General features: G+C 68.7%; 13 protein-coding genes. All 13 read left to right on the top strand.

What is annotated here, in order from left to right; genetic code table 11:
- Nucleotides 1-243: hypothetical protein (locus D6682_07210; GenBank protein ID RMH50291.1), on the top strand; the 243-nt coding region annotated here is incomplete at its 5' end.
- Nucleotides 244-349: 106 nt separating this feature from the next.
- Nucleotides 350-679, top strand: a complete 330-nt coding sequence (locus D6682_07215) for a hypothetical protein (protein RMH50292.1) — start codon at nucleotides 350-352, stop codon at nucleotides 677-679.
- 157 nt (nucleotides 680-836) lie between these two features.
- Complete coding sequence (locus tag D6682_07220; GenBank protein RMH50293.1) at nucleotides 837-1,226, top strand: response regulator; 390 nt, start codon at nucleotides 837-839, stop codon at nucleotides 1,224-1,226.
- 150 nt (nucleotides 1,227-1,376) lie between these two features.
- A complete protein-coding gene (locus D6682_07225) occupies nucleotides 1,377-4,373 on the top strand; it encodes a hybrid sensor histidine kinase/response regulator (GenBank protein ID RMH50294.1) in 2,997 nt (998 codons plus the stop codon).
- A 21-nt stretch (nucleotides 4,374-4,394) separates the two neighbouring features.
- Nucleotides 4,395-4,907 carry a hypothetical protein gene (locus tag D6682_07230; protein RMH50295.1) on the top strand — a complete coding sequence of 171 codons (513 nt, stop codon included), beginning with the start codon at nucleotides 4,395-4,397 and terminating at the stop codon, nucleotides 4,905-4,907.
- Nucleotides 4,908-4,933: 26 nt separating this feature from the next.
- On the top strand, nucleotides 4,934-5,314 hold the full coding sequence (locus D6682_07235; protein RMH50296.1) for a response regulator: 381 nt from the start codon (nucleotides 4,934-4,936) through the stop codon (nucleotides 5,312-5,314).
- Between the two features lie 133 nt (nucleotides 5,315-5,447).
- Nucleotides 5,448-6,614, top strand: coding sequence for a chemotaxis-specific protein-glutamate methyltransferase CheB (gene cheB / locus D6682_07240; protein ID RMH50297.1), 1,167 nt, complete (start codon nucleotides 5,448-5,450; stop codon nucleotides 6,612-6,614).
- A 9-nt stretch (nucleotides 6,615-6,623) separates the two neighbouring features.
- On the top strand, nucleotides 6,624-7,448 hold the full coding sequence (locus tag D6682_07245) for a protein-glutamate O-methyltransferase CheR (protein RMH50298.1): 825 nt from the start codon (nucleotides 6,624-6,626) through the stop codon (nucleotides 7,446-7,448).
- Nucleotides 7,400-8,236 carry a 1-(5-phosphoribosyl)-5-[(5-phosphoribosylamino)methylideneamino]imidazole-4-carboxamide isomerase gene (gene hisA, locus D6682_07250; GenBank protein ID RMH50299.1) on the top strand — a complete coding sequence of 279 codons (837 nt, stop codon included), beginning with the start codon at nucleotides 7,400-7,402 and terminating at the stop codon, nucleotides 8,234-8,236. The genes D6682_07245 and hisA overlap by 49 nt, the downstream gene beginning before the upstream one ends.
- A 10-nt stretch (nucleotides 8,237-8,246) precedes the next feature.
- Nucleotides 8,247-9,032, top strand: coding sequence for an imidazole glycerol phosphate synthase subunit HisF (hisF, locus tag D6682_07255; GenBank protein RMH50300.1), 786 nt, complete (start codon nucleotides 8,247-8,249; stop codon nucleotides 9,030-9,032).
- Nucleotides 9,033-9,611, top strand: coding sequence for a hypothetical protein (locus D6682_07260; protein RMH50301.1), 579 nt, complete (start codon nucleotides 9,033-9,035; stop codon nucleotides 9,609-9,611). It begins immediately after the preceding gene.
- 85 nt (nucleotides 9,612-9,696) lie between these two features.
- A complete protein-coding gene (locus tag D6682_07265; GenBank protein ID RMH50302.1) occupies nucleotides 9,697-10,347 on the top strand; it encodes an adenylate/guanylate cyclase domain-containing protein in 651 nt (216 codons plus the stop codon).
- 166 nt (nucleotides 10,348-10,513) lie between these two features.
- Nucleotides 10,514-13,135, top strand: a complete 2,622-nt coding sequence (gene acnA / locus D6682_07270) for an aconitate hydratase AcnA (protein ID RMH50303.1) — start codon at nucleotides 10,514-10,516, stop codon at nucleotides 13,133-13,135.
- The last annotated feature ends 53 nt before the right edge of the window (nucleotides 13,136-13,188 follow it).

Consider the following 13,188-nt stretch of genomic DNA (forward strand, 5'->3'; position numbering starts at 1 on the left):
CTGATGGGGCTGCTCGAGCAGGCGCCGGGCGAGGCGGTGGAGGGCCACATCATGGCCGGGCTGGAGCGGCTGCAGAACATCGACCGGGTCAGCCAGTGGCTCGCCAACGTCCACTCCTGCCTAGTCGAATGGCGCGACCACCTGCCGCCGGCCGCAGGCGACACCCCTTGGCGCGACGGCATGCTGCAGCGCTGCGTGATGGAGGAGGAGCGGGCGGTGATCCGCTCCGTGCTGGAGGAGTGATCCCGCCGCGCCCACTGGCGGGAGGATGCGGCCGCGGCTAGGGTTGCGGGACGCTTCCACACATGTTCGGGAGGATGTGACGATGAGCGATTCTGTCTGGCCTCAGGTGGCCGACCGGCGGCTGCTGCGGGTGCTCGCCGGTCAGCTGGAGGGGGCGCTCAACCTGCTCAAGGAGAGCTCCGAGGACGGCCTGATCAAGCTCTCCGGCGCCCTGGACGAGCAGCCGGGCGAGGCGGTGGAGTTCCAGATCATGGAGGCGCTCACCGACCTGCAGAACATCGACCGGGTGAGCCAGCGGCTGCACAACGTCCGCAGCTGCCTGGCCGACTGGGCCGAGCACGCCTCCGCCCCGGAGGGGGAGGCGCCGTGGAAGGATGTGGTCGCCGCCCGCTACGTCATGGAGGAGGAACGCGAAGTGCTGAGGAGAGAGCTGTGAAGCCTCTGCGGATGAACGCCGTCCGCGGCCAGGAGGGCCGCGCAAATCCGGGGATTGCGCATGCAACCGACGGATTTGAAAGGGGATGGAAGAGCGCGCTCTTCGATCCCCGTCATGCAACACGTCCACGGAGGGACATGTTGCGATGGGAGCAGCAATGAGCGATGGAGCACCCAGGATCCTGGTCGTCGACGATTCGATGATGATCCGGCTGACCGTCAAGCGCACCCTGACCGGTGTCGATTTCCAGGTGGTGGAGGCGGCCGACGGCAAGATCGGGCTGGATACGGCGCTGGCCGCGGCCGAGGCGGGCGAGCCGTTCGACCTGATCCTGACCGACCTCAACATGCCCAACATGGACGGGTTGACCATGATCCAGAACCTGCGCGCGACCGACACCTACGCCGAGACGCCGATCGTCATGCTGACCACCGAGTCGGGGGAGGAGAAGAAGGCGGTCGGCCACGAGTCGGGCATCTCCGCCTGGCTGGTCAAGCCGTTCAAGCCCGATGCGCTGATCGAGCTGGTGGGAAGCATGCTCTTCTGAGGCCCGCATCGGCCCGTCGCGGCCAGGAGGGCCGCGCACATCGGCCGGCCGCGGAGGCGACCGGTCGGTTCCAATCGGGGATCCGGAAGGGGGCGCCCTTCGATCCCCGTCGCGCAAGGTGTCCATGGAGGGGCGCATTGCGATGGGAGCGTGGACGAAGAACTGCTCAGCGAGTTTCTGACCGAAAGCAACGAGAACCTGGCCGAGATCGAGCAGCAGTTGATGGATCTGGAGAACGATCCCCAAAACGAGGAGCTGCTCGCCGCCATCTTCCGCACCATCCATACCGTCAAGGGAAGCTGCGGCTTCATCGGCTTGAGCAAGCTGGAGAAGGTGGCCCACGCCGGTGAGAACCTGCTCTCGCGCATCCGCGCCACCCACTTCGCCGTCACCGAGGACATCGTCTCACTGCTGCTGGAAAACGCCGACGCCATCAAGGGGATCCTGGAGCATCTGGAGCGCGAGGGGTGTGAGCCGGACGTCGACCACTCGCAGCTGATCAATCGATTGCAGGCGGCGGAGCGGCTGGTCGCCGCCATGGCCGAACAGGGCGAAGGGGTCGCCCCCCCGCCGAAGGAGGAGCCCGCCGCGCAGGAGGGGGGCGATGGTGGAGCCGGTCCCGATCCCGCGACGATCCTCGCCGGCTGGGCGGCCGACTACAGCCAGGAGCTGCGCGACTGCCTGGCCGCCGCCGGTCTGGCCACGCCGCAGCAAATCGTCGATGCCGGCTTCGCCAAGCTGAAGGAGCTCGACGCCTTCACCCCTGCCGACGCGCTCAAGCTGCTCGGCACCGCCAAGGCGGCGGTGGCCGCGGGCAACGCCGACGGCGCCATCGCCGAACCGCCGCCCGAGGAGAAGAAGGAGCCGAAGAGCGCCCCCAAAGCGGAGGCGCAGCCCGCTGCGGCCGACTCCGGCGCGGCCGAGGTGAAGCAGGGGGAGATCACCCAGCCCAAACAGGCGGCCAAGGCACCGTCGGCGCCGGCGCCGGCGAAGAAGCCGGCGGCCAAGGCCGGCCCGCCGGCGGCACAGCCGCAGCGCAAGCCGGCCGGGGCCGGCAGCGTCCGGGTCGACGTCGAGCTGCTCGACGAGCTGATGAACCAGGTGGGCGAGCTGGTGCTGACCCGCAACCGGCTGATGCAGATGGTCACCACCATGGGCTCGATGGAGCTGATGCGGGTGGGGCGCGACGTCGACCAGATCACCGAACAGCTGCAGGAGAAACTGCTGCGCACCCGCATGCAGAGCATCCAGAGCATTTGGAGCAGCGTGCCGCGCATCGTGCGCGACATCGGCAAGCAGCTGGAGAAGAAGATCAAGGTGGTGATGCACGGCGAGGAGACCGAGCTCGACCGCACCATCCTCAACGCCCTCAAGGATCCGCTGACCCACATCATCCGCAACAGTTGCGACCACGGTATCGAGCTGCCGGCCGTCCGGCGCGAGCTGGGCAAGCCGGAGGAGGGGACCCTCACCCTCTCGGCCAAGCAGGAGTCGGGCTTCATCCTGATCAACATCCAGGACGACGGTGCCGGGATCGACCCGCAGAAGATCAAGAACAAGGCGGTGGCCATGGGGGTGATCACCGAGGAACAGGCCGCGGCCATGCCCGACAAGGCGGCGCTGCAGCTCATCTTCAACCCCGGCCTCTCCACCGCCGAGAAAGTGAGCAACATCTCCGGCCGCGGCGTCGGCATGGACGTGGTCAAGACCTCGATCGAGAAGGTGGGCGGCACCACCGAGATCATGAGCGAGGTCGGCCGCGGCACCACGCTGCGCATCCGCATCCCGCTGACCCTGGCGATCATCTCGGCGATGATCGTCGGCGTGCGCGGCCACCGGCTGGCGGTGCCGCAGATGAGCGTGCAGGAGCTGCTCAACGCCCCGGAGGAGTCCGAGGACTGGCGGCTGATCGCCGGCCGCCCCTTCTTCCGACTGCGCGGCAAGCTGCTGCCCATCCTCCGGCTGAGCGATTGTCTGAAGCTGCCGGAGCGGCGCCGCAAACGGAAGGAGGGCGAGGAGGTCAAGATCGACCCGATGCAGGATCAGCGGCAGGTCAACGCCGGCTCGATCGTGGTGGTCGACGTGGGCGACCAGCCCTTCGGCGTGCTGGTCGACGAGATCATCGGCGCCGAGGAGATCGTGGTCAAGCCGCTGGGGGTCCACTTCGAGCACCTCAAGCTCTACGGCGGCTGCAGCATCCTCGGCGACGGCCGGGTGGTGCCGATCCTCGACTGCAACGGCCTGGCCGGCATGCTGCAGAAGACCGAGGAGCACGACGTCACCGCCTACGCCATGGAGGAGGAGGGGGCCCGCTTCGGTCAGGAGGCGCTGCAGCACACCCTGATCTACAAGCAGGGGGATCAGCGCTACGCCATCCCGATGGCGCTGGTCGAACGGCTGGAGAACTTCCCCGCCGACCGGATCGAGCGTTCGAGCAAGGGGGAGGTGCTGCAGTACCGCGGCGCGGTGATCCCGGTGCTGCGCTGGGGCGACCTGGTCGGCGCGCCGTCGGTCGACGGTGAGGACATCTACTGCCTGATCCTCTCCGACGGCCACAAGCGGATGGCGCTGCAGGTGGAGGATGTGATCGACATCCTGGAGATCCCGCTGGACATCAAGATGGCCTCCGACTCGCCGCTCTTCCTCGGCACGGCGGTGATCCAGGATCTGGCCACCGAGGTGGTCGACGTCTTCGAGGTGGTCAAGCAGGTCGATCCCAACTGGTTCCAGCGCAACAAGCGCGAGGAGGCGGAGGTCAAGCTCAAGGTGCTCTACGCCGAGGCCGCCCCCTTCTTCCGCAACCTGGTGGTGCCGGTACTGGAGACGCTCAACCTGGAGATCTGGCAGGCTTCCGACGGCGCCGAGGCGGTGCGCATCCTCGAGGAGCGCACCCCCGACCTGATCCTGACCGACATCGAGATGCCGAACATGGACGGCTACGAGCTGGCCACCTGGGTGCGGGAACACCCCCATCTGGCGGAGATCCCGATCGTGGCGCTCACCGCCACCCCGCCGGACGAGGACGACGAGGCCCGGCGGTCGCTCTTCACCGAGATCCTGCTCAAGTTCGACCGGCAGTCGATCGAGGAGTTCCTGCGCGAGCATCTCGACAACATCGGCGTACGCGGCGAGTTCGACAGCCTGTAGCCTGAGAGGGGGAGCAACGGGATGAACGGCAACAACGTGATCCAGTCGGAGGCACACAGCAGCAGCCAGTTGACCGAACTGCTCACCTGTCTGGTGGGCGACCAGTGGATCGGGCTCAAGGTGCAGAACGTGCGTGAGGTGGTGACCAAGCAGATCCGCACCGAGATGCCCCTCTCGCCCGACTGCGTCATGGGGCTGATCAACCTGCGCGGCAAGGTAATCACCGAGATCGAGGTACGCACGGTGGTGGGGCTGCCCCACCGCGCCGAAGAGGCCCCGCTCCACGTCGCCATCGTCGAGACCAGCAACGGTGAGGACTTCGGCCTGATCGTCGACGACGTCGGCGCCGTGATCGAGCTCGACTACGACAACTTCGAGGCGACACCGCGCTCGCTCAGCCCGATCTGGCTGCAGGTGAGCGAGGGGGTGATGAAGCAGGAGGACCGGGTGATCGTGGTGGTCAACGTCGACCGCTTTATCTCGCTGACCATTCCCGACGGGGGGGATGCCAACCGCGACAGCGGCGGCAACTGAGAGTCCGGAACGAAGGAGAGTAGCGGATGAAAGCGCTTGTGGTGGATGATGCCAAGGTGGTGCGGGTCTCGCTCGGCCGCATCATGAAACAACTCGGCTACGAGGTGCTGGAGGCGGCCGACGGCGCCCAGGCGATCGAACAGATCGAGGCCCACCCCGACACCACGGTGGTGATGCTCGACTGGAACATGCCGGTGATGAACGGCTACGACTTCCTGGTCGAGCTGCGCAGCCGGCCGGAGCACGGCAGCGAGCCCAAGGTGATCATGGTCACCACCGAGACCGGGATGGGCCAGATGCTCAAGGCGCTGGCCGCCGGCGCCGACGAGTACATCATGAAGCCGTTCGACAAAGATATGGTGATCAGCAAGATGGAGATCCTCGGCCTGGAGATCAAGCAGGATTGATCCGGCCGAAACCGGTCCGTCCGTGGACTTTTCGCGATTCGATCAGGGCATGCCGCGAAACCTTCGGCTTCGACGGCCCCTCGCAGGATCTCCGTCCCTAAGCGACCCGACGACCTGATTCAAGGATGACCATGTGAACACACAGAAGATCCGCGTCCTGATCGTCGACGACTCGGTCGTCTTCCGCAACTTCCTGCGCAAGTGCCTGACCGACCTCGGGGATATCGAGGTGGTCGGCATCGCCCGCGACGGCGTCGACGCGCTGGAGAAGATCAAGAGCCTCAAGCCGGAAGTCGTCACGCTGGACATGGAAATGCCGCGCATGACCGGCATGGAGGTGCTGGCCGAGCTGGGCGGCCGCGACGACAACGTCGAGGTGGTCGTGGTCAGCGGCGCCAACCGCAACGACGCCGAGCGGACGGTCAAGGCGCTGGAGGCGGGCGCCTTCGACTTCGTGGTCAAGCCGACCAGCGACGACCCCGATCCGGCGGCCACCCTCAAGAAGGTACTCAACGAGAAGATCGCCCTCGCCGCCCGGAAGGTGCGTCTGGCCGGCCGCCGTCGGGGCGCACCGCCGCCCGCGGCGCCACCCCGGCGCGCCCCCACCCGCATCGAGGAGCAGCGGCGGAAGATGGCCGAGCAGCGCAAACAGGCGGCGGCCGCCGCGGCGCCCCCCGGAGTGGTTCCAGGAAAGCTGCGGCCGCGCACCCTCAAGGGGCGGCCGGACATCATCGCCATCGGATCGAGCACCGGCGGGCCCAAGGCGTTGCACGCCTTCTTCTCGGAGCTGCCGGGCAACCTGCCGGTGCCGCTGGTGCTGACCCAGCACATGCCCAAGCTCTTCCTGGTCTCGCTGGCCAAGCGGATCAACGACACCTGCCCGCCCGACTGCGTCATCGCCGAAGAGGGGATGGTGCTCAGACCGGGAGTGATCCACGTCGCACCCGGCGACCGCCACATGGAGATCGTCCGCTCCAGAGGCGGCCTGGCGGTCCATCTCGACGACGGCCCCAAGGTGCATCACTGCAAGCCGGCGGTCGACCCGATGTTCTTCTCGCTGGCCAGGCTGGCGCCGCAGATCAAGACGCTGGCCGTCGTCCTCACCGGCATGGGGGCCGACGGCGCCGCGGGCGCGATGGAGATCGGCAACCGCGGAGGCCATGTGATCGTGCAGGACGAGAAGACGAGCGTGGTTTGGGGAATGCCCGGCGCCACCTTCAAGATGGGTGCCGCCCACGAGGTCCACCCGCTCGATCTGATCGACGAGGCGGTGCTGCGCTTCTTCAACGGAGGTGGCTGATCGATGTCTATGAGCGACCGGGAGTTCGAGTATATCAGCTCCTTCCTGCTGAAGAACAGCGGCATCGTGGTCAAGAAGGACAAGATGTACCTGCTGCGCTCGCGGCTGCAGCCGCTGCTGCGTAAACACAAGATCCCCTCGCTCGACGCACTGGCCCAGCAGATCCGCAAGGACGAGCGTAGCGCGCTGGCCCACGCGGTGGTCGATGCGATGACCACCAACGAGACCCTCTTCTTCCGCGACCAGTACCCCTACGAGGCGCTGAAGACCCTGATCTTCCCCGAGCTGGTCCACAAGAAGGGGCCGGGGACGCGGATCAACATCTGGTCGGCGGCCGCCTCACGCGGCCAGGAAGGGATCTCCATCGCCCTGACTGCGATGGAGTCGGTGCCGCAAGCCGACCGCCGGGTCCACATCCTCGGCACCGACCTCTCCGACGAGGCGCTGGCCTACGCCAACGAAGGGCTCTACACCCAGATGGAGGTGCAGCGCGGCATGCCGGTCAAGATGCTGGTGCGCTTCTTCAACCAGGAGGGGACCAACTGGCGCATCTGCCCGGAGATCAAGGCGATGCTCACCTACAAGAAGGCCAACCTGGTCTCCGACCAGCTCGGCGCGGTGGTCCGCCCACACGGGCCGTTCGATGTCGTCTTCCTGCGCAACGTACTGATCTACTTCACGGTGGAGGAGCGCAAGCGGGTGATCGACCGCATCGCCGCCCAGATGGTCAAGGGGGGCTACCTGATCACCGGCGCCACCGAGGTGGCGCAGGGCTTCCGCTCGCAGTGGCAGATGATCCCCTTCAAGACCAAACGGCTGTGGCAGTTGCGCTGAACCCGGCCGCATCCACCGCCGACGGCTCCGCTGCGGGGCCGTTTTCGTTTCTGCTCATCCCGGCGATCGACCTCAAGGGGGGCCACTGCGTGCGGCTGCGCCAGGGGAGGATGGATACGGCCACCGACTACGGCGACGATCCGGCGGCCATGGCGCTGCGCTGGCAACAGGCCGGTGCGCAGCGGCTCCACCTGGTCGATCTCGACGGCGCCTTCGCCGGCCGGCCGGCCAACAGGGAGGCGGTCGCCGCCGTCTGCCGGGCGGTGAAGATCCCGGTGCAGCTCGGCGGCGGAGTGCGCGACCTGGCCACCATCGAGGCGATGCTCGCGCTCGGCGTCGACCGGGTGATCCTCGGCTCGGCGGCGGCGGCCGATCCAGAGCTGGTCGAGGAGGCCTGCCGCGCCTTCCCCGACCGCGTCTGTGTCGGCATCGACGCCCGCGACGGCCGGGTGGCGGTCCACGGCTGGGGCGAGACGACCGAGATCGCCGCCGCCGATCTGGCCCGCCGCTTTAGCGACGCCGGGGTGGCGGCGATCATCTACACCGACATCGCCCGCGACGGCATGCTCACCGGGCCGAACATCGCCGCCACCGTCGCGCTGGCCCGCTCCATCTCCACCCCGGTGATCGCCTCCGGTGGCATCGCCTGCCTCGACGACGTGCTGGCGCTGGCCGCACACAGCCTCGACGGGATCGCCGGCGCCATCACCGGGCGGGCCCTCTACGAAGGGCGGCTCGACCTGGCCGGAGCACTCACCGCCCTGGCGGCGCGGGCGCCTTCCCCCTGACGCCACCGCCTTGCTGCGCAAGCGGATCATCCCCTGCCTGGATGTCGCCGGCGGCCGCGTGGTCAAGGGGGTCCAGTTCGTCGATCTGGTCGACGCCGGCGATCCGGTCGAGGCGGCGCTGCGCTACGACGCTCAGGGGGCGGACGAGCTCGCCTTCCTCGACATCCGCGCCAGCCACGAACACCGCGAAACGCTCTACCACATGGTCGAGGAGGTGGCCGCCTGCATCTTCATGCCACTCACCGTCGGCGGCGGGGTCGGATCGCTGGAGGATATCGAGCGCCTGCTCCACGCCGGCGCCGACAAGGTATCGATCAACTCGGCGGCGCTGCGCCGCCCGGAGCTGGTGGAGGAGGCGGCCCGGCGGTTCGGCTCCTCCACCATCGTGGTGGCGATCGACGCCCGGCGGAGCGGCGACCACTGGGAGTGCTACACCCACGGCGGACGCCGCCCCACCGGGATCGACGCCGTCGACTGGGCACGGCGGATGAGCGACGCCGGCGCCGGCGAGATCCTGCTGACCAGCATGGACGCCGACGGCACCCGGGCCGGCTACGACCTCGCGCTCACCCGGGCGGTGGTCGACGCCGTCTCCGCCAACGTGGTCGCCTCCGGCGGCGTCGGCACCCTGCGCCACCTGGTCGAGGGGCTGACCGTCGGCGGCGCCGACGCGGTGCTCGCCGCCTCGATCTTCCACTTCGGCAGCCACACCATCGCCGAGGCCAAGGAGGAGCTGATGCGCTGCGGCATCCCGGTCCGCCCGCCGCCGCGATCCGCCGCACCCCGGGAGCGGTGAATGGTCGAGTGGGCCTCCGATCTGGTCGCGCAGTACGGCTACTGGGCCGTCTTCGTCTGGACCTTCATCGAGGGGGAGACCACCCTCATCGCCGCCGCCGCCGCGGCCGCCGCCGGCCTGCTCCAGCCGTGGAAGGTGATCGCTACCGCAGCGCTCGGCGCCTGGCTGGGCCACATCGCCTTCTTCCTCCTCGGCCGCTGGCGCGTCATGGAGGTGATCCGCGCCTTCCCCTCGCTCCACCGCCACTACCCCAAGGTCAACACCATCCTCGACCGCCACGCCAACTGGTCGATCTTCCTCTTCCAGTACCTCTACGGAACGCGGATGGCTGCGGCGATCCTGTTCGGCTGCTCCTCCCTCACCTTCCCCCGCTTCGCCGCCCTGCAGGTACTCAACTGCCTCTCCTGGGCGATCGTCGTCTACGCCGCCGGCCACGCCCTCGGGCTGGCGGCGATCGCGCTCTTCGACCGCTTCGGGCTGCTCGGGCTGATCCTGCTGACGACGGCCGGAGTGCTCCTCTTCTCGTGGGGGGGCGGGCGGATCCAGCGGCGTCTGGCCCGCTGGTGGGAGCGTCTCTGACGGTGGTCTCCGCGCCGGCGCCCCGTTACCATTGCCCGCAAATGCGCCATCGTCCGCAAACGGCTCCGCGCTTCCACCCCACGCCATGACCGGCATCCGCCACCGGCCGCCGCCGATCTCCTCCTTCCTGCCGGCGGAGACCGTCGACATGATGATGCACTACGGCGGCGACCTGCCGCGCGATTTCGCCGTCGAGGAGCAGATGACCGTGCTCTTCACCGACCTGCGCAAGTTCACCCAGTTCTCCGAGGAGCACGATCCCCACCGCATCTACGAAACCCTCAACGCCAGCATCTCCCTGCAGACCCGCATCGTCGCCCGCCACCACGGCAGCGTGAACAAGTTCCTCGGCGACGGCATCCTGGCCATCTTCGCCGGCGAGGAGCGGACGGCCAACGCCTGCCGCTGCATGGTCGATATGGCGCGGGAGCTGCCGCAGATCAAGCGGGAGGACGCCGACTATCAGAGCTGCGGCGTCGGCTTCGGCATGCAGGACGGCAAGGTGCTCTACTGCCTCCTGGGCGACGAACACCGGCGGGAATTCACGGTGATCGGCGACGTGCCCAACACCGCCGCCCGCCTCTGCGGCTCGGCCAATGCCTTCGAAGGGCTGATGACCGAGGAGTGCGTCCGGCGACTGCCCGAAGCGCTGGTCGCCGACCATGTCGCCTTCTACCGGGAGATGCGGCTGCGCGGCAAGCGGCGGCCGGTCCGGGTCTACCGTATCCGCCCTTGAGGATGCCGCCGGCCGGCATCGTGGCGTTGTCGTGCCGCCCCCGTCCAGGATGTGTGCGGGCGGACATCTGTTATGTTGCAAGAGGATCGAAGAGCGCGGTCTTCGATCCCCTTACAAATCCTGTCGGTTGCGTCTGCAACCTGACCCACACGGAGTACCGACACCCATGATCCAACCCGCATCCCTGCAGGTGGCAGGGGCCAGCTACCGCTACTACCCGATCGAAGCGGCAGGCGACACCAGCCGGCTGCCCTGCGCGCTCAAGATCCTGCTGGAGAATCTGTTGCGCCGCCTCGATGGAGCGCGCGTCACCGAGGAAGACGTCCGCGCCCTGGCCGACTGGCACCCGGGTGGGACCACGCGTGAGATCGCCTTCATGCCGGCGCGGGTGCTGATGCAGGACTTCACCGGCGTGCCGGCGGTGGTCGATCTGGCGGCGATGCGCGATGCGGTGGCCGATCTCGGCGGTCGGCCCGAGGCGATCGATCCGCAGATCCCGGCGGAGATGGTCATCGACCACTCGGTGCAGGTGGACCACTTCGGCACCGCCCGGGCGCTGGCCGACAACACGGCCGTCGAGTTCGCCCGCAACCGCGAGCGCTACGCCTTCCTCAAATGGGGCCAGCAGGCCTTCGGTCGGCTGCGGGTGGTGCCGCCGGGGATGGGGATCGTCCACCAGATCAACCTCGAGGCGCTGGCCCGGGTCGTCTTCGTCGACGAGCAGGGGGTGGCCATGCCCGACACGCTGGTCGGCACCGACTCCCACACCACCATGATCAACGGCCTGGGGGTGCTCGGCTGGGGGGTCGGCGGCATCGAGGCGGAGGCGGCGATGCTCGGCCAGCCGATCTCCATGCTGCTGCCGCGGGTGGTCGGCTTCGAGCTGACCGGCGCCCTGCCTGCGGGTGCGACGGCGACCGACCTGGTGCTCACCATCGTGGAGATGTTGCGCGCCCACGGGGTGGTGGGCAAGTTCGTCGAGTTCTACGGCGAAGGGGTGGCGCGGCTGTCGCTGGCCGACCGCGCGACCATCGCCAACATGGCACCGGAATATGGCGCCACCTGCGGCCTGTTCGCCATCGACGACGAGACACTCAACTACCTGCGGCTCACCGGTCGCGACCAGCAGCAGATCGCTCTGGTCGAGGCCTATGCCAAGGCGCAGGGGCTGTGGCGCAACGATGTCGAGCCACCGCAGTTCGACGAACACCTTCGGCTGGACATGGCCACCATCACCCCCTCCATCGCCGGCCCCAGGCGGCCGCAGGACCGCATCGCCCTCAGCGCGGCCAAGGCCGCCTTCGAACGGGACCTGACCGGGGTCAAGGAGGCGGCGGGGATCGAGGCACGACCGGTGACGCTGGCCCGAAGCAACGCCACCCTGCGCGACGGCGCGGTGGTGATCGCCGCCATCACCTCCTGCACCAACACCTCCAACCCGTCGCTGATGCTCGCCGCCGGCCTGCTGGCGAAAAAGGCGGTGGCGCGGGGGCTGGCCCGCGCGCCGTGGGTCAAGAGCTCGCTCGCCCCCGGCTCGCGCGCGGTGGCCGAATACCTTGCCGCCGCCGGGCTGATCGAGCCTCTCGAGGCGCTCGGCTTCCATATCGTCGGCTACGGCTGCACCACCTGCATCGGCAACTCCGGCCCCCTGCCGCAGGAGGTGTCGCAGGCCATCGCCGAGGGCGACCTCACCGTCTGCGCGATCCTCTCCGGCAACCGCAACTTCGAGGGGCGCATCCATCCCGAGGTGCGGATGAACTACCTGGCCAGCCCGCCGCTGGTGGTGGCCTACGCCATCGCCGGCACCATGGAGATCGACCTCACCTGTGAGCCGCTCGGCCATGACGCCCACGGCAGACCGGTGATGCTCGACGAGATCTGGCCGACGGCCGAGGAGCTGGCCCAGGCCGCGGCGGCGGTCGACCCGGCGCAGTTCGCCCGCGCCGGCAGCGCCATGGAGCGCGGCGACGACAACTGGCGCCGGCTCGACGCCCCGCAGGGCGACCGCTTCGACTGGCCGGCCGACTCCACCTACATCCGACAGCCCCCCTACTTCCGCGCCATGGCCAGGGAACCGGAGCCGATCGGCGACCTTACCGGGCTGCGCGTGCTCGCCCTGCTGGGGGACTCGGTCACCACCGACCACATCTCGCCCGCCGGCGCGATCAAGGCCGATTCGCCGGCCGGGGCGTGGCTGCGCGCCCACGGGGTTGCGCCGCGCGACTTCAACTCCTACGGCTCGCGCCGCGGCAACCACGAGGTGATGATGCGCGGCACCTTCGCCAACATCCGGCTGCGCAACCTGCTGGCGCCGGGCAGCGAAGGAGGGGTGACCCGGCTGCAGCCGGAGGGGGAGGAGATGACCATCTTCGATGCCGCCACGGCGCTGAAGGCGCAGGGATGCGGAGCGATGGTCATCGCCGGCCGGGAGTACGGCACCGGCTCCTCGCGCGACTGGGCGGCCAAGGGGCCGGCGCTGCTCGGCGTGCGGGCGGTGCTGGCCGAGAGCTTCGAGCGGATCCACCGCTCCAACCTGGTCGGCATGGGGCTGTTGCCACTGCAGTTCCGCGAAGGGGAGAACGCCGCCACGCTCGGGCTGACCGGCTTCGAGCGGTTCGACATCCGCGGCATCCGGCCGGGCGCCGCCACGGTGGAGATCACCGCCACGGCGGACGACGGCGGCATCACCCGATTCCCGGCGCAGATCCGCATCGACACCCCGCGGGAGTGGGACTACTACCGCCACGGCGGCATCCTCCCGTTCGTGCTGCGCCGGCTGGCCGGCTGACCGGGCCGCCCCCTTCAGCGGGGATTCAGCGGCCGTTCATTGATCGACGGCTA

It is taken from the genome of Zetaproteobacteria bacterium, from assembly GCA_003696765.1.
Classification (GTDB): Bacteria; Pseudomonadota; Zetaproteobacteria; order Mariprofundales; family J009; genus RFFX01.

What these genes read in the sequence shown, in the direction of transcription:
- D6682_07220 (RMH50293.1), top strand. Translation starts at nt 837, where the DNA reads ATGAGCGATGGAGCACCCAGGATCCTGGTCGTCGACGATTCGATGATG.
- D6682_07230 (RMH50295.1), top strand. Translation starts at nt 4,395, where the DNA reads ATGAACGGCAACAACGTGATCCAGTCGGAGGCACACAGCAGCAGCCAG.
- D6682_07245 (RMH50298.1), top strand. Translation starts at nt 6,624, where the DNA reads ATGAGCGACCGGGAGTTCGAGTATATCAGCTCCTTCCTGCTGAAGAAC.
- acnA (RMH50303.1), top strand. Translation starts at nt 10,514, where the DNA reads ATGATCCAACCCGCATCCCTGCAGGTGGCAGGGGCCAGCTACCGCTAC.
- D6682_07260 (RMH50301.1), top strand. Translation starts at nt 9,033, where the DNA reads ATGGTCGAGTGGGCCTCCGATCTGGTCGCGCAGTACGGCTACTGGGCC.
- D6682_07265 (RMH50302.1), top strand. Translation starts at nt 9,697, where the DNA reads ATGACCGGCATCCGCCACCGGCCGCCGCCGATCTCCTCCTTCCTGCCG.
- D6682_07235 (RMH50296.1), top strand. Translation starts at nt 4,934, where the DNA reads ATGAAAGCGCTTGTGGTGGATGATGCCAAGGTGGTGCGGGTCTCGCTC.